At 65.3% G+C, this 26,603-nt stretch carries 16 protein-coding genes; 5 read left to right on the plus strand and 11 right to left on the minus strand.

The genetic code is table 11. From position 1 onward, the window contains the following. Positions 1-168: 168 nt before the first annotated feature. Positions 169-1,566: a TolC family outer membrane protein gene (locus METLW3_RS0123620; RefSeq protein ID WP_024882192.1), complete on the plus strand. Its 1,398-nt coding sequence runs from the start codon at positions 169-171 to the stop codon at positions 1,564-1,566. Positions 1,567-1,606: 40 nt separating this feature from the next. Here METLW3_RS0123620 and METLW3_RS0123625 read toward each other — a convergent pair whose 3' ends face one another. From METLW3_RS0123625 to METLW3_RS0123650, 6 genes are all read right to left on the minus strand, one after another. Beyond that, a complete protein-coding gene (locus METLW3_RS0123625; RefSeq protein WP_024882193.1) occupies positions 1,607-2,659 on the minus strand; it encodes an efflux RND transporter periplasmic adaptor subunit in 1,053 nt (350 codons plus the stop codon). Further along, positions 2,656-3,378: an ABC transporter ATP-binding protein gene (locus METLW3_RS0123630; protein ID WP_024882194.1), complete on the minus strand. Its 723-nt coding sequence runs from the start codon at positions 3,376-3,378 to the stop codon at positions 2,656-2,658. The genes METLW3_RS0123625 and METLW3_RS0123630 overlap by 4 nt, the downstream gene beginning before the upstream one ends. Further along, a complete protein-coding gene (locus METLW3_RS0123635; protein WP_024882195.1) occupies positions 3,375-4,505 on the minus strand; it encodes an ABC transporter permease in 1,131 nt (376 codons plus the stop codon). Before METLW3_RS0123635 ends, METLW3_RS0123630 begins: the two co-directional genes overlap by 4 nt. Before the next feature lie 139 nt (positions 4,506-4,644). Beyond that, complete coding sequence (locus METLW3_RS0123640; protein WP_024882196.1) at positions 4,645-6,369, minus strand: polyketide synthase dehydratase domain-containing protein; 1,725 nt, start codon at positions 6,367-6,369, stop codon at positions 4,645-4,647. An 11-nt stretch (positions 6,370-6,380) separates the two neighbouring features. Next, the gene (locus METLW3_RS0123645; RefSeq protein ID WP_051465609.1) at positions 6,381-7,634 is read right to left on the minus strand and encodes a 3-oxoacyl-[acyl-carrier-protein] synthase III C-terminal domain-containing protein; all 1,254 of its coding nucleotides are present in this window, start codon (positions 7,632-7,634) and stop codon (positions 6,381-6,383) included. A gap of 37 nt (positions 7,635-7,671) precedes the next feature. Then, on the minus strand, positions 7,672-15,147 hold the full coding sequence (locus METLW3_RS0123650; protein WP_024882198.1) for a type I polyketide synthase: 7,476 nt from the start codon (positions 15,145-15,147) through the stop codon (positions 7,672-7,674). 565 nt (positions 15,148-15,712) lie between these two features. Here METLW3_RS0123650 and METLW3_RS0123655 point away from each other — a divergent pair. The 3 genes from METLW3_RS0123655 (at position 15,713) to METLW3_RS0123665 (ending at position 18,010) form a co-directional block, all read left to right on the plus strand. After that, positions 15,713-17,068 carry a glycosyltransferase family 4 protein gene (locus METLW3_RS0123655; protein ID WP_024882199.1) on the plus strand — a complete coding sequence of 452 codons (1,356 nt, stop codon included), beginning with the start codon at positions 15,713-15,715 and terminating at the stop codon, positions 17,066-17,068. Between the two features lie 85 nt (positions 17,069-17,153). After that, a complete protein-coding gene (locus METLW3_RS0123660) occupies positions 17,154-17,504 on the plus strand; it encodes an antitoxin Xre/MbcA/ParS toxin-binding domain-containing protein (RefSeq protein ID WP_024882200.1) in 351 nt (116 codons plus the stop codon). An 8-nt stretch (positions 17,505-17,512) separates the two neighbouring features. Beyond that, positions 17,513-18,010 carry an RES domain-containing protein gene (locus tag METLW3_RS0123665; RefSeq protein WP_024882201.1) on the plus strand — a complete coding sequence of 166 codons (498 nt, stop codon included), beginning with the start codon at positions 17,513-17,515 and terminating at the stop codon, positions 18,008-18,010. A 17-nt stretch (positions 18,011-18,027) separates the two neighbouring features. Here METLW3_RS0123665 and METLW3_RS0123670 read toward each other — a convergent pair whose 3' ends face one another. After that, positions 18,028-20,169: a DNA topoisomerase gene (locus tag METLW3_RS0123670; protein ID WP_024882202.1), complete on the minus strand. Its 2,142-nt coding sequence runs from the start codon at positions 20,167-20,169 to the stop codon at positions 18,028-18,030. Positions 20,170-20,412: 243 nt separating this feature from the next. Between METLW3_RS0123670 and METLW3_RS0123680 the strand changes: the two genes are divergently transcribed. Continuing rightward, positions 20,413-21,381, plus strand: coding sequence for an LLM class flavin-dependent oxidoreductase (locus METLW3_RS0123680; protein WP_245267497.1), 969 nt, complete (start codon positions 20,413-20,415; stop codon positions 21,379-21,381). On the opposite strand, the gene METLW3_RS0123685 is transcribed toward METLW3_RS0123680, so the two are convergent. Genes METLW3_RS0123685 through METLW3_RS0123700 form a run of 4 tightly spaced genes read right to left on the minus strand, consistent with a single transcriptional unit; the run spans position 21,360 to position 26,472 of the window. Further along, a complete protein-coding gene (locus METLW3_RS0123685) occupies positions 21,360-22,142 on the minus strand; it encodes an ABC transporter ATP-binding protein (RefSeq protein ID WP_198022891.1) in 783 nt (260 codons plus the stop codon). The genes METLW3_RS0123680 and METLW3_RS0123685 overlap by 22 nt on opposite strands. Then, a complete protein-coding gene (locus METLW3_RS0123690) occupies positions 22,139-23,173 on the minus strand; it encodes an iron ABC transporter permease (protein WP_024882205.1) in 1,035 nt (344 codons plus the stop codon). Before METLW3_RS0123690 ends, METLW3_RS0123685 begins: the two co-directional genes overlap by 4 nt. Next, positions 23,142-24,152, minus strand: coding sequence for an ABC transporter substrate-binding protein (locus tag METLW3_RS0123695; RefSeq protein ID WP_024882206.1), 1,011 nt, complete (start codon positions 24,150-24,152; stop codon positions 23,142-23,144). The genes METLW3_RS0123690 and METLW3_RS0123695 overlap by 32 nt, the downstream gene beginning before the upstream one ends. 22 nt (positions 24,153-24,174) lie before the next feature. Continuing rightward, the gene (locus METLW3_RS0123700) at positions 24,175-26,472 is read right to left on the minus strand and encodes a TonB-dependent receptor (RefSeq protein WP_198022893.1); all 2,298 of its coding nucleotides are present in this window, start codon (positions 26,470-26,472) and stop codon (positions 24,175-24,177) included. Positions 26,473-26,603: the final 131 nt, after the last annotated feature.

Here is a 26,603-nt window from a genome sequence, read left to right on the forward strand (position 1 = left end):
AGCTTTTATGAGCAATTTTCTGAGCTTGCAGGCAATCGCCGAGACTAGCTTTCCTTGACAGAGCGTGTCTCGAAAGCTAGTACCGTTAACAGGCCGTTAATTCGGCCACTCCGAGCTTTACGCTCGTGTCATATTTGTAATTCGCGCTCCGAAGGGCGGCTAGCACGGATGAAAATACATGCGTGCATGATCATCGGCCTGACGGCGGTCGGCGCGATACTCGCGCCCGCCCGCGCCGAGACTTTGCCATCGGCTCTGGCGAGCGCCTATGCCTATAATCCCGATCTCAACCAGCAACGCGCCGGCGTGCGCGTGCATGACGAGAGCGTCGCCAAAGCCTGGAGCGGCCTGCGGCCCAACGCCTCGGTGATCGCCGGCCTCGGCGCCATGCGGACCGAATTGCTGGTGCCGACGATTCGGCTGCCCTTCATGCATGAGCGCATCTATCTGCATAATGACCATGACGGCAATCCGCAGGCGGTGACCGTCAATGTCTCGCAGACGCTTTTCGACGGCGGCCGCACGCTCAACAATGTGAAGAAAGCCGAATCCACCGTTCTCTCGGCGCGCGCCAATCTGCGGCTGATCGAGCAGGCGGTCCTTCAGAACGCCGCGACCGCTTATATGGATGTGCTGCGCGACACGGCGATCTTGTCGCTGCGTCAGAACAATATTCGCGTGCTGGAGCTGCAGCTCGCCAACACGCGGGAGAGCGCGGCCGCCGGCTATCTGACCGAGACCGACGTCGCCCAGGCGGAAGCGGCCGTGTCGCAGGCGCGCTCCGATCTCTATGGCGCGCAAGCGCGGCTGAAGAGGAGCGCGGCCAGCTATCATCGCATCGTCGGCGAGGAGCCCAAGCGGCTTCAGCCCGCGGGCTCGGTGGAAAAGCTGCTGCCGCGCAGCGTCGAGGACGCCGTCGTCATCGCCACGGGCGGTCACCCCGGCGTGGAGGCGGCGCATCATCAGGTCGATGCGGCGCAATTCGCCGTCCATGCCGCGGAAGCGGATCTTCTTCCATCCGCCTCGGTGAGCGGCCAGCTCTCGCAGCAGAACGACTTCTTCCTGGGCCTGCCCGGATGGCGGCAATTCAGCTACGGCGTCAATGTGAACTTCCGCGTTCCGCTCTATCAGGGCGGCGCCGATTTCGCCTCGGTGCGCCAGGCGAAGGAGCAGGTGGGCCAGGCCCGCTTCGGCGTGGATATGCAGATGGGCGACGCGCGCGCCAATGTCGTCGGCAGCTACGCCTCGCTGGAGGCCGCCAAGCTGCAGATGAAGTCAGACCACGCCACGGTGAAAGCGGCGGAACTGGCGCTCAACGGCGTGCGCGAGGAGGCGAAGGTCGGCCTGCGCACGACGCTCGACGTTCTCAACGCGCAGCAGAGCCTGCTCCATGCGCGGGTGAATGTCGTCGTCTCACAGCATGACGTCGTCGTCGCCTCCTATGCGGCGCTGGCCTCGATCGGCAGGCTGAACCGGGCGGCGTTGAATCTGGACGTCGAGCATTACGACGCCGAGCAGCACTTCGAGAAAGTGCGTGGCAAATTCTTCGGCGTGGATACGCCCTAAAGAGCCATCGCGAAGAACGTCCCGATTAGGGACGGCTCCCTCAACGAGACGGCTTGGCGGCGACGAGCTCGCCGAAGAGATAGGCGTCCACTCTGAGCCCGACGGGCAGCTTGGCCTCGTCGTCGAGATCGACGAGCACCTGCAGGACCTTTGTATCGATGCGGTCGCCGGGACGTCCGGTCTGCACGATCTTCGAGCCCATTCGGGACGACACCCAGCTCACGCGGCCCTGGAACTTGCGACCAGGATAGGCGTCGCTGACCACTTCGACGCGCTGATCCGGCGTCACCTTGCCGATGTCGGTCTCGTCCACCTCGGCGCGCACTTTGAGGCCACGCAAATCGCCGACAATGGCGACCGTCGTCGGCGGCACATTGGTGACGGTCTCGCCCACCTCATGGGTGCGGCGCAAGACGGTTCCCGCCACCGGCGATCGAATGAAAGTCTTGTCGAAGATCGCCTTCGCCGAGGCCAGCTCCGCATCGGCGAGCCGCAGCCGCGCGCGCGCGGCGTCGACGTCCTCGGAGCGGGCGCCCGTCTGCAATTGCGCGAGTCGCTGGGCGGCGACGGTGCGGCGCGCCTCGCTGGCGTCGAGATTGGCCTTCGCCTGATCGAGCATCGCCTGCGGCGAGACGCCCCGCTTGGCCAGCGGCTGCCGACGCTCATAGTCGCGACGCGCATATTTGAGCCCGGCGTCGGCTTCCGAGAGAGCGGCCTCGGCCTCGCGCAGCTCCTCGGCGCGCGCGCCATGCAGAATGCGGTCGAGCTCGGCCTGACGGAGCGCGAGCTGCGCCTGAGCGGAGGCGACGCGCGCGCTCTGCTCGGCGTTGTCGATGACGGCGATGACTTGCCCCGCCGTCACCTCGTCATTCTCGTCGACCTTGAATTCCTTGATCACGCCGACGATCTGCGCGGAGATCTCGCGCTCCTTGCTGTTGGGCTCGACGACGCCGGGCGCGGCGGCGACCCGATGTTGCGAGACGAGCTTGGTGCTCGAGGAAAGCGCCTGCTCCGCGCGGCCGCTCATCGTGGACGATACGGCGGCGAGGCCGACGAGAAGAAGAATGGCCGGCGACGGCCGATCGAGTTTCATGACGCGCTCCCTGCGCCGAAGGAATGGGACGACTCTGGAGGCTTATCGACGATGCGGCCGTCCTCCAGATGCAAGACGCGATTCGCGAACTGAAAAATACGAAAGTCATGCGTGACGATGACGACCGCGCGGCGGCTGTTGCGCGCGAGCGCCTGCAGAAGCTCCATCGCCTTCAGACCATTCTCGGAATCGAGCGCCGCCGTCGGCTCGTCGGCGATGAGTATCTCCGGATCGGCGGCGAGCGCGCGCGCGATCGCCACGCGCTGCTTCTGTCCGATGCTGAGCTCCGACGGAAAGGCGTCGATGCGATGACCGAGGCCGACGCTGCCGAGCAGCTCATGCGCCCGGACGCGCGCGACATCCTTCTCGACGCCCATGAGATCGAGCGCGACCATCACATTCTCCGTCGCCGTCAGCATCGGGAACAGATTATGCGCCTGAAAGATGAAGCCGAAATGTTGAAGGCGCAGCTCCGCCAGCCGATCTTCGTCCAAAGTCTCGGTGGATTTGCCGCATATGGTGATCTTGCCGGCGGTCGGGCGCAGCAGATGGCCGAGTATATGGACGAGCGTCGTCTTGCCGCTGCCGGAGGGACCCACGAGAAGCAGGACCTCGCCCGGAAGAATATCGATGTCGATATTCTTCAGAACCTGGACGGCGCTCGGCCCTTCGCCGAAATTGTGAACGAGGCCGCGCGCGCTCAAAATGGGCTGCATCATCGGAACACCTTCACCGGATCGACCGTCATCACCTTGCCGATCGAGCCGATCGAGGCGGCGACGCACATCAGCATCGTCGCCACGACGATTCCGAAGGCGAGCCAGAGCGGAACCTCCGGCGCGGAGCTGAGATGGCGGGTGAAGACGACGACGACCGCAATGACAGCGAGTCCGATCGCCGCGCCGAACACGCCGCCGAGCACGGCCTGCTGCACGATGATGCGATAGAGATAGGAGCGCGGGCCGCCCATGGCGCGAATGACGGCGTATTCCGGCAGGCGATCCATCGTGCTGGCGTAGAGCGTCTGCGCGACGATGACGACGCCGACGAGCAGCGCCAGCAGAGTCGAGCTGACCAGCGTGATGCCAGCGCCCGTGGTCACGAGCCAATAATATTGGCTGCGCCAGGCGAGCTGTCCCGCCGTCAGCACCTCGACCTCCGACATGCGCGCGGCGAGCGCCTCGGCCACGGCCTCGGGCTTATGGCCCTCGGCGACGCGCACCAGCACATAGGCGATGTCATTGTCCGGCGCATAGAAGAAGGATCGCGCCTTGGCCAGCGACATGAAGACATAAGGCGCCTGGGTGAAGGTCCTTATGCCGTCCGTGAAGCCGACCACGCGAATTCTGTGGCTGTTGATCTCGACCGTCTCGCCGAGCGTGCGAATGCCGAGCTTATCGGCGTAGAGGCGATCGATCACCGCGCCGTCCGGCTCCGCCAGCGCCTCTTTCGCGCTCGGCCCCTCGACCATGGCGAAGGGCAGGCCCATCGTCGCGTCAGGATCGATGCCGATGACGATGACAATCTGCCGAACGCCGTCCGGGCGCTTCAAAAAGCCGAAGTGGAGCATATAGGGCTCGGCCGCCGCGACCCCCTCCACCGACATCGCCTGAAAGCGCCGCCGCTCCTGCAGAGGCGTCGCGAGATCGACGCTGGGCACGCCTTCCGCCGTGATCCAGAGATCGGCGCCCGCGTGATCGACGACGGTCGAGATCGTATGGACGAAATTCAGCAGCATGCCGAGCTGAATGCCCATCAATATCGTCGAGAATGCGATGCCGGTGAGGGTGATCGCGAAGCGGATGCGGTCGTGGACGAGATTTCGCCATGCGATGAGCAAAGTCATGCGCGCGCCTTTCGACGCGGCGGCCGAGACGCTCTCAGCCCGACTTTTCAACGCAAATAGGGTATCGCCGGACACATCGACCCTTTCCACCTCGCCGCCAGCCGCCCCTAGGGGACATTGCGGCGCCCTCGGAAAATACTCAAGCCGAGGCGCATTCCTCGCCTCGGGGCGGAAGAGGGGCGTCCTCCGTCGCACAAGCTATTATAAAGCCATCGCTTTCTATAGTCTCGACAGCATAGGCGAACATGGTTTCCCGATCCTGGATTCGAACGCTCCCGTCTGGCGAAAAATCGACCGCTTCGAGCGATTTCAGCCTTCCGTCGACGCCGGAGCCGAGCAGCTTTCCCACCGCCTCCTTCGCTCCCCAGAGCCGGGTGATCCATTCGGCGCGGCGGGCCGCTCCGAGCGCCTTCACCTTCTCGCGCTCGTCAGGGCCGGCGACGGCGGCGAGAAATCCGTCGTCCCGATCGGCGATCCGCTCTATGTCGACGCCGACGCGCCCGCTATGGGCGGCGGCGATCGCCCGATCTTCGCAATGGGCGATGCTGACATGGGGCAGGGCCTCGCGCCCGTCCGCGCCGGCGACATAGGGGCGGCCGGCCGGATCGGATCGGACGAGGATCGCGGCCGGATGCGCCATTTCGGCCCCCGTACGGTTGCTGATCCAGCGCCGGGCGCAATCCTTGGCGACCGCGCGGCCGAGCAGCCATTGGCGCTGGCGCGCCGGAAAACGGGCGTGACTCTCATAGACGGCGGCCTCCTCGAGGCCGAGGCAATCGCGCGCGAGCATTCGCGGATCGAATTTGCCGAGATCGGGCTCGGCGAGGTGGAGGACCAGCGGGCCGTCGGCCGTGTCGCCGACCGGCGCGGGGCGGCCGAGCAGAAATTGTCCGGGCGCGCGGCGGTAATCGACGAGACGCCGCTCCCATTGGAATTTCCAGCAGCGCAGATCCGCGATGCGCATCCAGACGCCGCCTTCGCCATCCTCCGCCTCGACATCGGCGTGAATGGTCTTGCCGTCCGTTTTCCGAAGCTCGATGCGCACGGGGACGAGCGTTCCCGCGGGCGGCGTCGGCCGGTAGAGCTCGAGCTTGCCGAGCCCCACGGGAAAAGCATAGCGATCGCGCTGCATCGCATAGACGCCGACCATTTGGCAGATGGCGTCCAGCACGCAGGGCTGCAGCAGCAGCTGAAGCTCCGCTGTGGAGCGAAACAGGCCGGCTGGCGAGGGGATGCGCAAATGGCCGGCGATGCGCCGATCCTCGACGAAAACCTCGCCGAAGAGGCAGCGGAAGGCCGGGCCATGGAACAAATGCCGCTCGGCGTAGAGGCTCGCGGCGTCGACCCTGAGCGCCGTTCCCGCGTCGAGCGCGCCGAAATCCGGGAACAGCTCCAGCAGATAATGGCGGCCGAACAGCAGAGTCGCCTCGACCGACGGCCCGCTCTGACCTTCCGCGCGAATGGCCGCGCGCACGAAAGTGGCCTCGCGCTGCGGGTCGTAGCGGTCGAGACGGGCTTCGATCGTCAGAATCGTGGCCTCGACATCGACGAGATCGATCCATCTCGTCGCCTTGATCTCCTCGACGCCGATGAGCCCCTGTCCCGGAACGACACAGGCGGCGACCTCCGCCATCACCTCTATGCTCATCATCATCGGCAGCACGGGCAGGCAGGCCGAGAGCGGCTTGACGCCGGGCGCGTGAACAAAGGCGTGGTCGGCGAGATAGAGGTCCTCGTCGAGATGCAGGATGCGCTCGACGAGGACGCTCTCGCCGGGCGTCGCGGCGATGACGCGTCCGACGAAAGGCAGCGCGCCGCGGCGCCTCGACACTGTCCGATCCTGCGCTTCGAGCACGGCGTCCATGCGATCCGCGCTCAGATCTTCTCGAGCACGAGGCCGGTCGCGGTGAGACCGGGGCCGAAGCCCAGCGCCACGACATGCGCGCCGGTGGGAATGGAGCGCTCCTCGACGATCGCCTTCAGAATATGCGGCACGGTGGCCGAGGACATATTGCCATTCTCGAAGAACACATTCTTGCTCATCGCCACCTGATCGTCGTCGAGCTTCAGCTCCGACTGGATATGCTCGACGATCTTGGGTCCGCCCGGATGAATGGCGAAATAGAGCCGGCTGCGCTCGCGCTCGAAATCGAGCCCGGCGCGATGCAGAAGATCCTCGACAAAGCCTTTGACCGCGGCCTTGATGACCACCGGCACCATGATCGACAGGCTCATATGGAAGCGCGTCGGACCCGGCACCCAGGTCATGTCGTCGGCGGAGTCGGGAAGGAGATGCTCGTTATAAGCGAGCACTTTGAGGCCGGAGAGACCTTGGTTCCTCAGATAATCCTCGGTGACGGCGGAGTATTTGATGAAGCCGTCCGCGAACAGCGTCATGGTGATGATGTTCTGCGCGGTGAGCTCCTCGGCGTCGCGATGCGCGGAGAGAATCTCCGTATGCACGATATCGACGCGCTCCTTGGGCGGCGTGACGCCCATATGGGAGGAGGCGAGAAAGCCATGCGCCATGCGTATGGCCGGAAAGGCGCCGTAGCAGCCCATATGATAGCTGTGCGTGACCGTCGTGCGCAGCCAGCCCTTTTTCGCGGTCATGCGCTCGACCGGGCTCGGCGCGAGATAGCCCGAGCAGGTGACATGGATGAGATCGTCCGGCGCCTCGAAAGCGTCGGCGTACATTTTCTCGAGGCAATCATCCGCGACGTGGGCGTAGCTCTCGTGGCGCGCCTTCAAATCCTTCGGATTGAGATCGCGGTAATTGTCGAAGAGCCGCATATAGTCTTCTTCCGGCTCGTTGACGGAGAATTCGCCGTCGGCGAAGACGATGTCCTTCAGACGCGGAAAAAAGACGAGCTGCCGCGCTTTCACGACAGCGGGAGACAGGCCGTAGTTCGAGAATTTCTGCCTGATCTCCTGATGCTTGGCGAAAAACGCCTCTTTGTCGGTAAGGCCGTTGCGCGAGCAGAAGGCGCGCGCGAATCCATAGGCGCTGAGCTCCAGCGTCAGCCCCTGCGGCGTCGGATCGGCCATGCGCACCGGAACGAAATCGGTGAGACAACAAGCATTTTTAACGCTGGCGCGCGTCAAGCGCTCGGTAAGTGCAAAAGACATTTCTCAACCCCCTCTTCGACCCGCCCGCTTCGACGCCTTACTGGCGCAGCGCCAATTGCGCTATTTTCTGCATGCTCGCCGCGACGACGATCTCCGGATTTCCGGTTGCGCCGCGCGCCAGCTCGTCCAGGCATTCCTGCCGCCCCTGCTCGATCTCGAGCGTGCGAATGTCCTTGGACTCGTAGAGCCGGCGCAATTCGTCAGTGACCATGCCGCCGTTCCACGGCCCCCAATTGATCGCGACGACATGCGTTGTCGGCCATTCGAGGCTCAGCCTCGAGGCGAGCTTGTTCAGCACCTCATTGGCCGCGCTATAGTCGCTCTGGCCGGCGTTGCCGAAACGCCCCGCGATCGACGAGAAGAAGAGCAGGAAGCGCAGCTCTTCGGGACGCAGCTTCTCGATCAGCGTGAAGGCCGGCGTCGCCTTGGTCGCGAAGACGCGATCGAAGGAGTCGAGCGTCTTTTCGCGAATGAGGCGATCGTCGAGCACGCCGGCGCCATGCAGCACGCCGTCTATGCGGCCGAAGCGCGCATAGACATCGTCGATGAGCCGGCCGAAAGCGTCGGCGTCGGTGATGTCGAGCGAATGATATTCGACGCGCGCGCCGGCAGAAATCATCGCCTCGAGATTGGCGAGGATCTGGCGATCCTTCAGCATGCGCTTCCATTCGCGCTCGATCTCGACGGGTTTGATCTTCGGATTTTCGGCGCGCAGCCTGCCGATCAGAAACTCTTTCAGCTCGCTCGCGGAAAGTCGCCGCGTCTCCTCGGGCTCCGCCGCCGGCGCGGGGCTGCGTCCGACGAGGACGAGTCGCGGACGATAGGCGGAGGCGACCGCTCTCGCTATATCGGCGGTGATGCCATAGGCGCCGCCGGTCGCGAGAACGACGGCCTCGGGATCGAGGCGCAGGCTCTCGATCTCGGCCGCCGCGGCGCTCGCCTGGGCGAGATCGAGCGTCCAGCGCCCGTCCTCGGTGAGACCGATCTCGAGTGGCGAGGCGCGCAGGCCGGCCTCGATCATCAGCTCTCGCGCGATCTTGTCCGCAGCGAGATGCGGATCGACATCGATGCAGCGCACGCGCAAATCCCGCCATTCCTGCGCGGCGGATTTGGCGACGCCGAGCGAGCCCGCCGCAGCGGCGGAAAACCTTTGCTGTCGCCGCAGGCCGAATTGACCGTCGAGCGCCGTCACATTGACGAGCCAGCCGCCGCCGCGGCCCGCGCTGTCCTTCAAATCCCCTTCGAAAGTCTTGAGCAGCTGAAACAGATTGCGCGCGCAGGCGAGCCGGCGCCGATCCGAGACGCCCTCGGCGTCGAGCCCGGCGAGGTTGAACAGCGCGCCGACGCGATGGCGGCCCTCGGCGAGACGCGTCGCGAGCGCCTTCACCCCTTCGGGATCGGCGAAGTCGATCGTCATCGCGTCGGTCGCGAGCTGGGCGGTCTCGTCGCCGGGCAGCGCCCGCCAGACCTGATAGCCGCGCGCCTTCAGCGCTGCGTCGAGCGCCTCGGCGACCGGCGTCGCCTCGCCGACGACGAGGATCACGCGCTCGTAAGGATAGCCGTCCATCTCCGACGCCCGCGCGGCGCGCGGCGCGGCGAGGGGGCCGAGCACATAGCGAAGCGTTTCTTCGGAACCCACTGTCTCATTATTGGACTCCACCGTCCCCAGCGGGGACAGAGACGACGGAGCCGGAGATTTTTTTGCCGGTTTGGTTCCTTCCGTTTCCGCGCGGCGCGCATGCAGGCCGTCGTACCATTCGACGACGGCGTTCAATGTCTTGAGGCCGGCGAGCTCGTCGAAGATCGTCTCTTCATCCTGCCCCTCCATGAAGGGGAAGCGATCCTTGAGCTGATTGAAAATCTCGATCCGCTTGATGGAGTCGACGCCGAGATCGGCCTCCATATGCGCGTCGAAATCCAGCATTTCCGCCGAATAGCCGGTGCGCTCGATCATGGTGGCGAGAAGCTCGGCCTTAAATTGCGCGGTCGGCGGCATTTCGATCGACGCGCCCTCGGCTTTCGGGGCCGCGGCTCCATTGATGCGCGGCGGCGCCTCGGCGATGGGCGCAGCGGAGACGATGGCGGCTCCATTGGCGGCGGCTCCATTGACCGCAGCGAGAACCGCCTCGGGCAGCACGGGCACCGGCACGCTCGGCGTCAGCAGCCGATGCGGCGCGGACGGCGCCGGTTCGGCGTGCTGCGGCGCTTCGAACCGGGCGGGCTCCGGCGCCTGCTCCAACGCCTGCTCGAAGTAAGCGTCGGAGCCGGCGTCGGCGGATAGGAGCCGTTCCTGCAAGGCGATGAAGCGCTGCAGCGTCACTTGCTGCTCGCGCTGCAATTCGATGAGTTGCGTCAACTCGCTGCGCATCCGCGCCATCGTCGGCGGCGAGCCGCGTGGGCTCGCCGCGACGGGCGCGGGATCGCCGGATTTCGACTCGCGGTCGTTCACGGACACTCTCCTTCGTTGCAGGATCGGCGTCGCGGCGACGCCATTCGATTCGATGGGCTTTCGGGGTCCGCTCGCGCCATTGGCGGCGACTGGCGCGGGCGGCTTCTCGCTCGGAATGCGGATCGGCTCCGGCGCCGGCTGTTTCTCCGCCGTCGTCGGGGCGGGGAGGCGCCAAGGGACCGCCTTGCCGCCGCTGACGCGCCAAACGGAGGCCGGCGGATTGGCCGCGGCCTCGGCCCTTTCGAAAAGAGCTTGTAGACCGATCACCGCGAAGCCGCGATGACGGAACCATTGCGCCACATCCACCGGCCGGCCGAGCGTGATCGCCTGGGCGAGCAAATGGCCAAATTGCAGCCATCCCGGACGCTCCGGCGCGTCGACGGCGAGCGTTACATGCTCCCGTTTGCCGAGAATGCGGTCGACGAGGCCGCTCAGAACCATTCCCGGCCCCGCCTCGATGAAGACGCGCGCGCCGGCCTCGTAGAGGCGCTCGATCTCCTCGACGAAGCGCAATGGCTCGGCGATATGGCGGCCCAGCAGCGCCTCTATCTCCCGCGCCTCGCTCGGATAGGGAGCGGCGGTCGTATTGCTGTAGACGGCCAGTTTCGGCGCCGTGAAGGCAGTTTTCGACAATTCGGCGGCGAGGCGCGCCTGCGCCGGCGCCATGGCGGCGCAATGAAAGGCCGCCGTCACCGGCAGGCGCTTGGCGCGCAGACCCTGCTCGCGGAAGGCTTCGACCGCTTTGTCGATCGCCGCGCCGCCGCCTGCGACGATCGTCTGATCGGGCGCGTTGAGATTGGCGATCGCGACCTCGAGGCCGAGCGCGCGGATCGCTTGCGCAACGCGCGCCTCGTCGGCGGCGACGGCGGCCATTGTCCCGCCATCCGCCGCCGCGGCCTCGGCCGAAATCAGGCCGCGGATCTGCGACAGACGCAGCAGATCGTCGCGCGAGATCGCGCCGGCGACGCAGAGCGCGACATATTCGCCATAGGAATGGCCGGCGACGAAATCGGGCGCGAGGCCGAATTCGGCGAGAAGATCATAGGCGGTGAGATCGGCGAGACCGAGCGCCGGCTGCGCGACGCGCGTGTCGTCGAGCTCGGCTTTGCGCCGCTCGCGCTCCTCCTCGGCAAAGCTCGGGAGCGGGTAGATATATTGCGAGAGCCGCTGCGGCAGCGCGCCCGCGAGAGCCAGATCCGCGCGCTCGAAGACGCCGTAGCTCGACGGGCGCGACATGACGAGATCGCTCAGCATGTCCAGCTTCTGCGAACCCTGTCCGGGAAACAGCATGCAGACGCCGCCGCCGGGCGCCTCCGCGCCGCGATCGTGGAAATAGATCCCTTGCGGCGCTTTGATCGTGCGCTTGCCCTTGCCTTGGCGCAGGAAGAATTCGAGCTTCGATCGCAGATCCTCGACCGAGGTCGCGACGATCGCCAGCCGGCTTACCGGCTCGCCCGCGGGCAGACGGATCGCCTGCTCGTCGAGATGCAGCGAATAGGCGAGCTGCCCGAGCGAGAGCAGGTCTGGATGGACGAGCCGCTCGAGGAGGCTCTGCGCCGCGCGCTCGACCTCGGCGCCGTCGGCGCGCGTCACTAGGATGAGCTCGGCGGCGCGCGGCGTGAAATTCTCGACGTCGCTTTCGCGATAGCCGCCGTCATATTCCTCGAGGATGGCGTGGAAATTGGTGCCGCCGAAACCAAAGGCGCTAACGCCGCAGCGCCGCGGCTCATCGGGCGAGCGCGCGAGCCATGGCCGCGCGCTTGTGTTCACATAGAAGGGCGTCTGCGCGAAATCGACGCGCGAGCTGGGCTTGTCGACGCCGAGCGTCGGCGGCAGCACGCGATGTTTCAACGCCAAGGACGCTTTGATGATCGCCGCGAGGCCGGCCGTCACCTTGGTATGGCCGATCATCGATTTGACCGAGCCGACCGCGCAGGACTGACGCGCCGCGCCATCCTCGCCGAACACCTGGGTCATCGACTTGATCTCGCATTTGTCGCCGACGGCCGTGCCAGTGCCATGCGCCTCGATGAGCGCGACGCTCGCCGGACTGACGCCGGCTTTCTCATAGGCGCGCTGCAGCGCCAGCGCCTGGCCTCTATTGTCCGGCGCGGTCAGGCTGCGATTGCGGCCGTCGCTCGAGCTGCCGACGCCCTTGACCACCGCATAGATGTGATCGCCGTCCCGCTCCGCGTCGCAGAGGCGTTTCAGCACGATCGCCGCGACGCCTTCGCCGAGCACAATGCCGTCCGCCGCATCCGAGAAGGGGCGGCAGACGCCGGTCGGCGACAGCGCATGAGTCTGGGCGAAGGACATGAAGGCCATGCAGCCATTGGCGCCGTCTATGCCGCCGACCAGGGCCACGTCGGCGTCATGCGACTGCAGCTCGCGAATGCCGGCGTCGAGCGCGGCGAGCGAGGAGGAGCAGGCCGCATCGACGGTGAAATTGGCGCCGCGCAGATCGAGGCGATTGGAGACGCGGCCCGCCGCCACATTGGCCAGAAAGCCGGGGAAAGAGTCCGGCGTCCATTGCGGCAGCTCCTTTCCATGGAGAGAGGAGACGATATGCGCGCGCGTCTCCTCGGAGAGGCCGGCGACCTTCGGCAGATAATGCGAGAGCAGCGTGCGGAAGACGTAGAGCGTTCCGAGCTCGTTCATCGCGCCGCTGGCGAAGATCGTCGCCGTGCGGTCCTTGGGGAAAGGCCGGCGATCGAAGCCCGCGTCCGCCAGCGCTTGCGTCGCGACATGCAGCGCCAGCAGCTGCACCGGCTCGATCGACGGCAGGCTCGCCGGTGGAATGCCATAGGCGGTCGGATCGAAGGCGATCTCGTCGAGGAAGGCGCCCCATTTCGAATAGACGCGATCCGGCGCGCGGGCCGTGTCGAAGAAATCGCTCGGACGCCAGCGATCCTCGGAGACCTCGCGGAACATGCAGACGGATTGGACGATATTGCGCCAGAAGGCGCGCGCATCCTTCGCGCCGGGCATGACGCAGGCCATGCCGACGATGGCGATGTCCTCGCCCTTTTCTCTCGTGGCGCGCGCGCTCGCCGCCTCGGCCATGGCGCGCCGCTTCGCGAGCAGCTCGGCGGAGCCTTGCGAAACCTCTTCGTGCAACTCGGCGATCGAGAGCGTGTCGCGACGCAGGCGCGCGACCTCGCCCATCATATAGAGGCCTTCGCGCCGCTGCGCTTCGACATCCAGCTCGACATAGCCGCCGGTCTCGTCGAGACCCTTCTGCTCGCCCTTATGCGCTAGGCCCTTGGATGCGATGCGCAGACGGCCGACATTGAGCAGCTCCAGCGCCACCAATATCTCCTCGTCCGACTTCCCCTCGCGAATGAGGCGCCGGCGCGTCGCGTCGAACTCGTCGCAGAAGGGCGTCGCGGCGCAGCGCGTGTAGAGGCCGACGCCCGATTGCAGAAGCGCCGTCTCCTCGCAGCGCAGCGCGCGATTCTGGAACTCCTCGAGGATCGCGCCGGCGCTCACCGCCTCGCGGGTGAAGAGATAGGCCGTGCCCATCAGCACGCCGATCTTCATGCCGCGCGCCGCGAGCGGCGCAGCGAGGCAGGAGACCATCGCCGCCGATAGGGCGTCATGCACGCCGCCGGCGAAGAGAATCTGCACCGAGCGCGGATCGTCGATCTTGGCGTCGGCAAGAATCTCGATCACGGATTCCCATAGGACGAAGCTCGTGCGCGGGCCGGTATGGCCGCCGCATTCGCCGCCCTCGAAGATGAATTTTCGCGCGCCCTCCTTCAAGAAACCCTGCAGCAGGCCGGGCGAGGGAACATGCAGATAGGTCGAGACGCCCAGCGCCTCGAGATCGCGCGCCTGGCTCGGACGTCCGCCGGCGATGATCGCGAAAGGCGGCTTGGTTTCGGAAATGGCTTCGATCTGCTCCTGGCGCAGCTCCAGCGGCGTAAAGCCCAGCATGCCGACGCCCCAGGGCGTCTCGCCCATGAGCGCCTTCGTCTGCGTGAGCAGCGCGCGCGCCTGCGGCCCACGCAGCACCGACAGAGCGAGAAAGGGCAGACCGCCGCCATCCGCCACGGCGCGCGCGAAAGGCGCGACATCGCTCACCCGCGTCATCGGCCCCTGGGCGATGGGATAGCGCACGCCGAGAATGGTCGCGAGATCGGAGCCTTCGGCGAAAAGCCCGTCGACGCCCGGCGCGGCAGTCGCCAGCGTCTCGGCGATCGCGGCGACGGCGCGCCCGGTCGAGCCATAGCGGCGCGCGAATCCGCCCGCGAAGGCGATGTCCTGACCCAATGGCAGAACAGGGTCTTCGCCCTGCGACGCCCGGCGCAGCAGCGCCCGCCAATCCTCGCCCTCCGCGACAGCGCGCTCCAGCGCGCGCAGCTTCTCCCTTCCGTGCCGGCTCGAAAGCCGCACCATTGAGGAGCCGTCGCCGATGACGACCGTCTCACCGCCGTCCAGCCGGCTCCATGAAGCGGCGAGAGCCGGCGCCCCATAAGGCCCTTCCTCGGTGAGCCAGAGCTGCTCGGAGAGCACGACGCCCGCCGCGCCGGCGAGCGCCGCCGCCGCGGCGCTGCGCGGCCCTATGCCGCCCTCGACCCAGAAGGGGATGCGAAGCGCGCCGGAAAATTCCTGCAACAGTATGAAAGACGAGGATTTGCCGATCCGGCCGCCGGCCTCCGCGCCCTTGACGACGACGCCGTCATAGCCCGCATCCTGCGCCGCCAGCGCGCTTTCGAGATCATAGGCCTCGAGAGCGACGAAGCGGGCGAATCGCGTCGCGCTCGCACGGATCGCCGCGGCCTCGTCACGCGAGACCCCGGCGACGACGAGAACATCGACGCTTCCGTCCACCAGTCGCTCGAGCTCCGCGACGCTCGCCACGCTCGAGAACTGTGCGTCCCAACGCAGCCCCCATCGTCCGGCAGCCGCCTTGTCGTGAAGGCGCGTGAGCGTCGCGCGGAGCTCGTCGTGATCGGCGTCCGCTCCAATGTCGAGAAGCCCGGAGCCGCCGGCCCTGCTGACCGCGACGATAATTTCGGCGTTTCTGCATCGACTGGGAGAAACAGCCGCTACTCGCTCCATGTCTCAGCCCCACCCATTCGCGCCCGCGGACGCAACAAGCACCATTGCAAAGGCGTTATTTCTTCAAACATCGAAGCTGATAGTTGCGCTTTCCTGGAAAGCAACACCAAATTTGTGCGCCGCACCCAGAAACAGGGCAGTATGCTTAAATATACGGCTTCGAAAAGCCGGAGAGCAAAACTCCCTCCGACCTCATGATCTGCGATCCAATTCGATCTGCGTCGCCCTGATGCAGATCGCGCCGGCTCGTTTCTCGTCGCCGGCACAGTCGCTCATCGATGTCTCCCCAAAAGCAAGCTCTACGCCATCCCTTTACGGCACAGGGCAAAAACGCTCGCCGAAGCCGATCCGAAGATCGATATTCCTTCCGCTGGAGACGTCGAAGCCGACGGGCCGAGCCGGACCATGCGCATATTTGGACGAAGCTGCTGTGACTTGGCGCACATCTTGGTTTCCGATAATGATGATGATGCGGAGCGGACGACGAGTCCGTCGCCTGTTTGCGCGCCGCAGCGAAGCGTCGCCCCGGTCGATTTCAATAATTCATCGAGGAAAGGTCGGCCCCGTGACGTCACGTCCCAAATTCGCGATCGTCACCATAGGAAGCGGCTCCTATCTCGGCTCGACGGTCCATGACGCCACGCTCGCCAATGCGCTCCGCCGCCGCGGTTACGAGGTCGTCGTCTATTGGATGCTCGAAGAGACGCCCGAGCTTCTCGCCGCTGGAGTCGAGCAGAGAATGTTGTGCCACGGCACGCGCTATCAATTCTCGCGCCCTTCGGAATTCATGGATCGCATCATCGGGCGCATCGCCTTTCGACTGCCGCGGAAATTGCGGCGCGCCGTCGCCCAGGGCGTTCCGGGCTTCGTCGAAAATCTCATGCGCAATCTGGTCCGCTCGCTGTTTTGCTACGAGCAGACCGATGTCGCTCTGGCGAAGAGGCTCGCGCGCTTCATCGAGCAGGACGGCGTCACCCATGTCAAAATGGGCTTCGGCTCGATCGGCTCGCTGGCGCTAGAGGCGCAAAAGCACACGCGCAAGCCGTTCGACTATCTGGTGACGTTCCAGGGCGACGAGGAATTCGCGAGCCTCGCGGAGGCCTGCGGCGTGATGGATATTTATCGGCGCCGCGCGGACGAGGCGGTGCGAAACGCGCGCTGGCCGGCGATCGTCCTCAGCCGGCATTATGCGTCCCGCCTCGTCGACGATCTTCGTCTCGACGGCTCTCGTCTCGAGATTCTCTATTGCGGGATCGAGCCGCCGAAGGAAGGGCCGGCTCCCGATTTCTCGGTTCTGACGGAAAGCTTTCCGCGTCTGCGGCGCGATCTTCCGATCCTCGCCTTCGTCGGCCGCCAAGAGAGCGAGAAGGGCATCGACCTTCTTCTCTATGCGGCGAAGATCCTTCTCGCCCGCGGTCTCCGCTTCCAGCTGGTCATCTGCGGCGCAACGGCGAAGGGCCTCGCCTATCGCACCGCGATCCACGACATTGTGACGCATCTCGGCATTGATCTCCACCATTCGGGCGCCGTGTCGACAGCGACGCGCGACGCTCTTTTCGCGCATTGTCGGTGCGCCGTGTGCCCCTCCATCAATGGCGAGCCCTTCGGGCTGGTCGTCGCCGAGGCGATGAGCCTCGGCGCTCCGGCGGTCGTTCCGGATTATGGCGGCGTCGCCGAGGTGGTGGCCGATGGCGGCCGCGCCGGCGGATTGATCTTTCGATGCTGGGACAGCGGCGATCTCGCGCGCCAGCTCGAACGCCTGCTGACCGACGACGCCCTGCATGCCGAGCTCGCCGACAATGCGCCCCGCGTCGCCGCGCGCTTCTCGACCGAGAATATGGTCGACGGATTTCTCGCGCATATCGGCCTGCGAGAGCAGGCCGCGCCGCAAATTCTCCACGAGGACGCGACGAGCCTCTAGAAAGGGCGAAAGCACGCCCATTGAACGCCGCCCATTATGACGCTATATTGCGTCATAATATTCGGCGGCCAGCGGAGGCGGAACCATGAGCCTGGCTCGATATGCGGATGATGGGATTTTCGCGCCCCGCAAGATCGCGGACATGCTCCGCACCTCGAGCGAGGAGATCGCCCGCACCGCCGGCCTGGGCAAGGACGCCGTGCAGCGCGCCAGCCGGCTTCGCTCCGATAAGACGCAGCGTCGCCTGCGGGAGATGGTCGAGGTCCTCAACAAGGTCGAGTCGCGCTTCGGCTCGGCGCTTCTGGCCTATGCCTGGTACCGCTCGGAACCGCTCGCCGGCTTTTCCGGCTTCACCGCCATGCAGCTCGTCAAAAGCGGCCGGGCGGACGAGGTGCTCGATTATATCGACGCCGTCGATGCGGGCGTCCACGCCTGAGCGCGGCCATCACCTATAGGGGCAAGCTCTATCGAGCGCTCAATCCCGTCTATGCGCGCGAGCCGCTCTCGGGCTACGGGGCCGCTCTGCATGGCGGTCGCTTCAATCCCAAAGGCGTTCCCGCGCTGTATTGCTGCCTCTCCATCATGACGGCCATTCGGGAGGCCAATCAGGTCGGCAGTCTGCAGCCCACCACGCTCGTGTCCTACGACGCCGATCTCGAGCGCATTTTCGATGCGCGGGATGCGAAGGCGCTCGCGAGCGAAGGCATGGACGCGACCGCGCTCGCGGCTTCGATCTGGCGCGACGAGATGCGCGCGAGCGGCGAAGCGAGAACACAGAGCTTCGCCCGGCGGCTGATCGGCGCTGGCTATTGCGGGCTGCTGGTTCGCAGCTTCGCCCCGGGAACGAGCGAGGACGATCTCAACCTCGTGCTCTGGTCGTGGGGAAACGCCCCTCCGTCCTATCTGTCGCCGATCGACGACGAGGGTCGGCTGTCGAGGTGACGCGAAAGAAGCTGGCGCTATCTCGCATGCTCGTCGAGAAACTTGCGGCAGGCGTCGAAGTCCTGCCGATAGCCTTCGGGCAATTTCACTTTCTTGGCCCGCGAGAGATTTTGCGCATAGGCGACCATTTTCTCGGTTGGCGCTTTGGCGCGACCGGCGCGCTCTTCGCCGCCGCTCTCCTGCGATGCGGGTGATTTCGCCTTCGACGCACGACGCCGCGGACTCGCGCTCGCGCTCTTTGGCGCCGCGGCGCGAGCGTCGGCCGGTCCGCTGCGACGGCTGCGCCCCGATCGACGCGCCGGCGCCGAGGTCGTCAGCTCGACTTTCCCATTCGATTTTTCGACCAGAGCGTCGATCAGCTCCCGCGCGGCGGTGGCGACGCCATCGATGACAGCGTGATAATCCGCCTTGCCGACGAGAATCTCATCGAGGCGCATCTCCCACAGAGCCGTCGTCGCGGGATCGACCAGCGCGGGCGCGGCGCCACGCAGCAGCTCGAACAATTGCAGCCCGGCGGGCGTCGGCAGCACCAGCTTGCCATCCGCTGTAAACAGATTCTGCCGCTTCAATCCCTTGATGATCTCTGCCCGCGTCGCGGGCGTGCCGATCCCCTTGGCTTCCTTCAGCCGGTCGCGAAGCGCGACATCATCGACGAAGCGCCATGCATTCTGCATCGCATCGACGAGCGTGCCTTCATTGTATCGAGGCGGCGGCTGCGTTCTCTTCGCTTCGACGCGCGGCTCGGACAGGGTCGCGCGCTCGCCGTCGCGGAGCGCGGGCAGCGTCTGCTCGGCCTCGGTCTCGGTCTCGGCGTCCGGCTCGATCGCCTGATAGACCGCCTTCCAGCCGAGCCGCAGCGGAATCCGCCCGACGGCGCGAAATTCGGCCGCGCTTCGGCCCGCGATCGGAACCGCCATTGTAACGATGGTCTGCCGATATTCGTAATCGGGCATGACGGCGGCCAGATAGGAGCGGCAGATGAGCGCGAACAGGCGCTTCTCATCCTCGTCGAGACGCGCCAAGCGGACTTCGAGATCGTCGAGAACATTGACGTTGGGCACGACCGCATGATGCGAGACGCCCTCCAGCGCCTTGTCGCAGAAATGGCCTGACTTGCCGCGCCGGATCACGGGAGCGGCGATCTCGAGCCGCGCGAAGCCGCGCAGGCGCGTCAGCGCGGCGACGATCGCCGGCGCGTCGCCGATCTGATTTTCGCTCAGATAGCGCGCTTCCGCCCGCGGATAGGTGATGAGCTTCTTGCCGTCGCCATCATAGAGCGCCTGCGCTACGGACAGCGTCTTGTCGGCGGTCCATCCCCAGCGCTGGCCGCAGGTCTTCTGCAAGGATGGGAGATCGAAGAGACGCGGCGGCGCCTGCCGCTTTTCATCGACGGCGACGCCGAGAGGCCCCTGATGGCCGCTGGCGGCTCTGGCGATCGTCTCGGCCTCGGCGCGCGTCTTGATCCGCGCCTTGACCGCCGGAGCATGGCGCATCAAAAAGCTGCCGCCTTCGACGGTCGCGGTGGCGACGACCTCGAAATAATCCTCCGGCCGGAAATTGCGGATCTCCAATTCGCGAAGGCAGACGATCGCCAAGGTCGGCGTCTTGACCCTGCCGATTCCGATCACGCCGCGAACGCCGGGAGAGAGCAATGTCTTCGTCGCCGTCCGCGTCAGCGACAGGTTGAAGATCTGATCGGCCTGCTGGCGCGCCACCGCCGCCTCATAGAGCGGGCGCATGTCGGCGTTGGGCTTCAGCCGGGCGAAAGCCTGCTGCAGCGTCTTCGGGTCCTGGGCGGTGAACAGAGCCCGCCGCACACGCCCGCGATAGCCGAGATGGTCGAGGATTTCCTGGCCGATCAGCTGCCCTTCGCGGTCGCAGTCGGTCGCGAGTATCACATCGTCGCAGGCGGAGAGCGCCGTCGCTATGGCCCGGAGCTTCGCGGACTTATTGCCTTGCGAGGCTTCGCGAGTCGGATAGAGCCCGTCCGGCTTGAGGACGACGCAGGACCAGCGCTTCCAGACGGGGTTGATCTCCTCGGGCTCGGCCAAGCGAAGCAAATGGCCCTCGGCCGGCAGAATCTGCCCGAAGCGCGCGCCGAGAGCCGCGCGAAGATCCTTCGCCTGACTGGCCTTTTCCGTGATGATCAGTGTCGCCATGCGCCAATGCCGAATCGAACAGAGTTTCAGCGTAGCGCATATTCGAGAACGAACAAAGAACAAAAGCACATCCGCGCCCATGGATGAGAACGTCCGCAAAATCCGTTGTGGCGTCCGCTCCACCGATATATATCGAGCTGACATAGCGATAGCGAGGGTGCGTCATTGAGCCACGAGGAAAGAGTTCGAGCGCCGAAGCGCTTTCGCATTGGTCTTTCGGGCTGTGGCGGCGGCCTCGAATCCGTGTCGACATCGCAATTGCTCGCGCTCGCCGAACATGTCGATGCGCTCGGCTTCGATGCGATCTGGATCAATGAGGAGCATTTCCAAGGCAGCATCATCGAGGTCGAGGGGCGGCGCTGTCACTCGCCCATCGCGCTCGCCGCCGCGATCCTCGCCCGCACAAAGCGCCTGCGCGTCGGCTTCTCAGTGCTGCTGCTGGCGCTTCACCATCCCATTCGCCTCGCCGAAGAGATTGCGACGCTCGATGTCCTATCGGACGGCCGCGTCGATTTCGGCGTCTCGCGCGGCGGCAATGGCCGATATCTCGACGCCTATGGCGTGCCGGCGGAGAATGTGAACACGCTGTTTCGTGACAATCTCGCGCTCATTCGACGCGCCTGGACCGAGGAGAAGATCACGATCGGCGAAAGCGCGCTCTCCATCGAGCCCAAGCCCGTGCAACATCCGCATCCGCCGATCTATATGGGCACATATACGGATGAGACCGCGGCCTGGGCGGCGCGCGAAGGACATTCGCTCATTCTGCACGGCATCACCAGCATGGCCAATCAGCGTCGTCTGCTGAAGGCCTATGTCGAAGCCGGCGGCGATCCCACGCGCGCGCCTTTCGGACGTTTCGTCTATGTGAGCGAGTCCGACGAAAGCGCGCGGGAAGAGCTGTGGCCGACGATCGAGAGGCTGACGACGCGGCTGCGCGGCTTCGGCCTCTTCAATCGCAAAGGCGTCGTCACCGAGGCGGATCTCGAGCCCGAGAATTTCTATCGCGACATGGTCATCGCCGGCTCGCCGCAGACTTGCGCACGGGCCTTTCTCGCGCTGCACGACGAGCTCGGCGTCACCTATGTGAATGCGCTGAGCGCCTTCTTCGGCTTTCTGCCTCTGCCTCTGCTCGAGAAATCGCTCGCTCTGCTGGCACGCGAAGCGCGGCCTCTGGTCGAGGCGGCGCTTCAGGAGAGGTCCGGCACGTAGCCGACGACGCCTCTGTCCACTGTGTCGGAGAGCCTCAGCAGCGGCGCGCCATAGAGCCGGCTCATCGAGCCGAGATCGCAGACCGCCTCGGCGCGCCCTTCGGCGATCAAGCGGCCATCGCGCAAGAGCGCGACGCGCGCCTTCAGATTGAAGGCTTGGTCGGGCAGATGCGTGGTCATGACGACGCACTTGCCTTCGGCTGCGAGCTTACGCATCAGATCGAGCACGCGGCCTTGATTTCCGAGATCGAGGCTCGAGGTCGGCTCGTCCATGACGATGATCGGCGTGTCCTGCGCGAGGGCGCGCGCGATCAGCGCGAGCTGCCGCTCGCCGCCGGAAATCTGCGTGAAGGGCTTGCTCGCCAAATGCTCGACGCCCGTGTCGGCTAGCGCGCGCCGCACGACCTCGCGGTCGCGGCGCGAGGGCGATCCAGCGCCCTCTATATGCGCGGAGCGGCCCATCAGAACCATCTGCTCCACTGTGAAGGCGAAGGCGCTGTGGCCGGCCTGCGGCACATAGGCGATGCGCTTGGCGATCTCGCGTCTCGCCAGGCGGCCGAGATCGTCGCCCAGCACGCGGACGCTTCCGGCGTGCGGAGCCGCGAGGCCGAGCAGGCAATGAACGAGCGTGCTCTTGCCGGCGCCGTTGGGGCCGAGCAGCACGAGCATCTCGCCGGCCCCGAGCGCGAAAGAGATCGCGTCGAGCACGAGCCGCTCCGCGCGACGGAACGAAAGACTGTCGATCGCGATCGCGGGCGTCACGACCATTGCTCGCTGCGGGCGCGAATGACGAGAAAAAGAAAGAAGGGCGCGCCGATCACCGCGGTCATGACGCCGAGCGGAATCTCGATAATTGAGGCGGAGCGCGCGACATCGTCGACGCCGAGCACGAAGAGCGCGCCCAATGTCGCCGTCGCGACCATGACGCGGCCGGGCTCCATGCCGAACAGCATGCGCGCGATATGCGGCACGAGCAGGCCGACCCATCCGACGATGCCGGCGACGCAGACCGTCGCCGCGGTCATCGCCGTCGCGCAGAGAATCACAATGATGCGTAGCCGCGCCACATCGGCGCCGAGCGCCGCAGCCTCATGGTCGCCGAGCGCGAGAAGGCTGATGCGCCAGCGCAATGCGAACAGGACGGCGCCGCCGAGCACAACCGGCGCGGCCGCCGTCGCCGCATCCGCGCCATTGGCCTTGGCGAGGCTCCCCATCAGCCAGAAGGTGATGGTGGCGAGCGTGTCGACCGGATCGGCGACATATTTCACCAGCGAGATCAGCGCCTGAAACAGAGCCGACATGACCATGCCGCATAGGACCAGCGTGATGAGCGACTGGCTTTTGACTCGGCTCGCCGCGAGATAGGACGCGCCGACCGCGGCGAGGCCGCCGACGAAAGCCGCCGCCTCCACGGCGATCGTCGGGAGATGAAGCAGCAGCGCGAGCGAGGCGCCGAAGCCGGCGCCGGCCGAGACGCCCAGCAGCGAAGGCGAGGCCATGGGATTGCGGAAGACGGTCTGATAGGCCGCGCCGGCGATCGAGAGACCGGCGCCGACCATGACCGCGGTCGCGATGCGCGGAAGGCGCACCATGAAAATAATGGTCTCCGCCGTCGCGCCGCTCTCCGAGCCATTGCCACGTCCGATGAGCGTCTCCACGACGGCGCCGAGCGACAGAGGATAGCGGCCGAGCGCGAGCGAAGCGAGGATCAGCGCGCCGAGCGCGAGCGCCGAGACGAGCAGCAGCCCGCGCCCCTCGCCGTCAGCGGCCGGCGGAGCCCGCCAAAATCTCATCGATCTGCTCTTTCGAGAGAGAGACATGAAAAAATCGCTCGTAGAACGCAGACATTTCACTCTCGAGCATGGTCCGCGAAAATTTCTCGGGATGAATGATCGAGGCAGCCCAGAGAACGGTGAGCGGCTGCTCGATCGTTCGATTCGCCCAGAGGTGCGCGCCCGCCGGCGCGACATGCACGCGGCCGCTTCGCACGGCCGAAACGTCGCGCAGACGCGGCTCGGCCGCGACGAGCTCGGCCTCGCCGCGATCGGCGACGATCAGCACTTCCGGATTCCATGCGATCAATTGCTCGAGCGAGAAGGTGACGCTCTCCTCCGAACGTCCATCGGAGGTGACGCTGCGGCCCCCCGCGTGCGGAATCCACCATTCGGCGATTCGATGCGGCTGCGTGAGACGCCGGTAGTTCACATAGAGCACGCGAGGCCGCCTCGTCTCGTCGACGGAGCCGAGCGTCGTTCGGATCCGCGCCAGCGCCTCGTCGAAATAGCGAACATAGTCTTCAGCGGCTTTTTTCTCGTCGAGAATAGCCCCCAGCAGCGTCATCAGCGCCTTGATGTCCTCCGGCTCGCGCCAATTCAGCAAGACCGCCGGCAGTCCGAGCGCCGAGAGCCTATCCGTCGCGCTGCGATCCATCGTCAGGACGAGATCGGGCCGCAGCCCGACGATGTCCTCGACCGCGAGACCGCTCGAGGAGCTCTGCAGGATCGGCTTTTTTGCGAGGTCCGGCGCGAAGATGAATTGATATTTCCGCGCCAGCTCGCGGGGCAGGCCATTCACGATCGACTGCTGCCGGCCGAAAGCGAAGAGAAAGCCGTTCAGAACCGGCACGGGACCCACCGTGACGATGCGGGCGACTTTCTCCGGCAGAGTCACGCTTCGCCCATCCATGTCGACGATCGTTCGACATTCGCCAGCCGCGACCGACGCCAAAAGCGCCAGAGCGATGCAGAGGATGCGAGCCAGCTGCGACGACATGGGCGCGCCTCCGCTATTGCTTTCAGAAAGACGCCGTGACGCCGGCGAAGATCGTCCGCGGCGCGCCGACATAATAGGAAGTGCTGCTCAGATTGGTCTCATTCACCGAGATCGCGCTGATGTAGCGATGATCGAAGAGATTGGTGACGCCGGCCGAGACGGTCATCGGCGTGAGGCCGAGCTTCGTGCCGAACTCATAGGAGGCGTTGACATCGACGATGGCGTAAGGGCTCACAGCTTGCGAATTATCCGCGAGACCATAGCGCGTGCTGTTGAACCGAACGACAGGCGTGATCTCGAAGCCGTCGCGATGATAGGTCGCCGCGAGCTTGGCCTGATAGCGCGGCGTGTAGGGCGTCTGCTTGCCGCCGATCTGCATCACGGATGAGGAGCCGGCCTGAATATTCACCACATAAGTCTCTGAGGCGATTGTGGCGCTGCCGGTGAGCGTCAGCCAGTCGGTCGCCTTCCAGCTCGTCTCGAGCTCGAAGCCGCGGCCGACCGTCGCGGCGTTGCTCTGATAATAGTTCTGCCCGACGGCGGGATCATAGACGAGCACTTCCTTCTTATGCGTCCAGAAGCCGAAGAAGGTCGGCGCGATCGTCAAATCGCCGGTCTCGTAGCGCAGGCCGACGTCCACTGCATCGACGGTCGCCGGCCGAATGCGGCCCATGAGCGAGGCAAGCGTGATTCCCTTGGCGAGATAGGCGGCTTCGGCGCCGAGGAAGGAGCTCGCCTGCGGCCCCCAATCCGGGCGGGCGACCTTGCGCGAATAGCTCGCATTGGCGCTCCACTCCTCCGAGAGGCGATGCCGCACGCCGAGATTGGGCAGCCATTCGGAATAGGTGACGGCAGGCGCAACGCCATTCGTGTCGGGCGTCGGAAGATAGCTCCAAACGTCCGAATAGGTGACGTCCGGCAGGCCCTTGGCGTTGAAATATTGCAGATGCGGCGTGCTTTCTATGTGCAGGCGCACGCCGCCGGAAACAGTCGTCGCGTCGAAGGTCTGCGTATATTGCGTGTAGGGGCTGAAGAATTGATGCGTGCCGCTCGTCGCGAGCGACGACCAGCTCGAGAAATTCAGGGATCCGATCGGGGTCACTGTATAGAGCTTCTGATGCAATGGCGGCGGCTCCGGCTCCGCCGACTGGCTCCAAAAGCCGAGCGCGAAATCCGCGTCCCAGGGCAGATGCTTCTTATATTCGATCGTGCCGCCCAAATTATAATTGCTAATCGGCCACAGGCGCACGCTCGCTCCCGATGTCGTCTCCTGATATCCTGTGTTGCGCCAATAATAGGGCTTGAGAACGATCGATTGCGTCGGGTCGATGCGATAGGCGATCTCCGCGAATATCGCATTGGTGACGTAACGCGTGCGATTGAAAGCATAATAGCTCGCGTCGATTCCCGACTTTCCGGTGAAGGCCGTATTATAGTCGAAGAAGGCGGTCGCTGCGAGATTCTGCGTCTGGACAAAGGTCAGCGGCAGATAGGCGTTCGCCTTCTGATCATTATGCACGCCATAGACGGAGACCTCGAGCTGGTCGCCCAGCGGTTGCGTGAGACCGAAGGCGACGTTCTTGCGCCGCGCGTCGCCGTCGCCCTTCCATTTCTCGGCGTCGGTAATGGAGCCCGAGACGAAGAAGGAGGTTCCCGTCGGCAGCCGGCCGGAGTCGATGCGCGCGAAGGTGCGGTGGAAACCATTCGAGCCCGCGCCCTGCGAGATGGTTCCGCTCAGCTTCTCCTTGGGCGGCAGCAAATTGAGATCGAGCACGCCGGCGGCGTTGGAGAAGCCGAAGCCCTGATTGGCGGGAATGCTCCCGCGATAGAGATCGACGCGGCCGATATCGTCGAGATCGAACAGATCGGCGCCGCCGACAATGCCCTGGATCGGCAGACCATTGATGGTGCGCGCGAGGAAGAAGTCCGAAACGCCGCGCACGGTGATGCTGCGATTGAAGGAGAGGCCATAGGGATCCGCCGAATCCTCGATCACGCTCGGCATCATGTCGAGCACTTTATAGGAGCTCGCTTGCGCTGGACCGCCGAGTATCTTGATTCCCTCCATCGTCACCGAGCTCTTCGGCGTCGGCGCATTGTCGGCGGCTGGACCGCTCAGCGCATCGCCGGGACGGGCGGCGCGAAATGGAGCGTCCGCGGCCTTGGCCCGGTCGCTCCGCGGCGCGGCGTCGGCCCCGATCTCGATAGGCGGCAGGGCTTCTTCGCTCTTCGCCGGGACGGCGGAAGCGGCGAGCGCCAACAGCGAAACGCCATATAACCACGATGGCGTCAGCGGACGCGCCAGCATTCCTCGATTCATTATCATATCCCCAGCCTTCGCCTCAGCCCGCACTACCTATGTATTTATTCTATATATCCAAAATGACGACGGCGTCCACGACGGCGGACATTTTTTCCAAAATTGTGATTTATTTGCAACAGCTTGCCGCT

Source organism: Methylosinus sp. LW3, from assembly GCF_000527115.1.
GTDB lineage: Bacteria > Pseudomonadota > Alphaproteobacteria > Rhizobiales > Beijerinckiaceae > Methylosinus.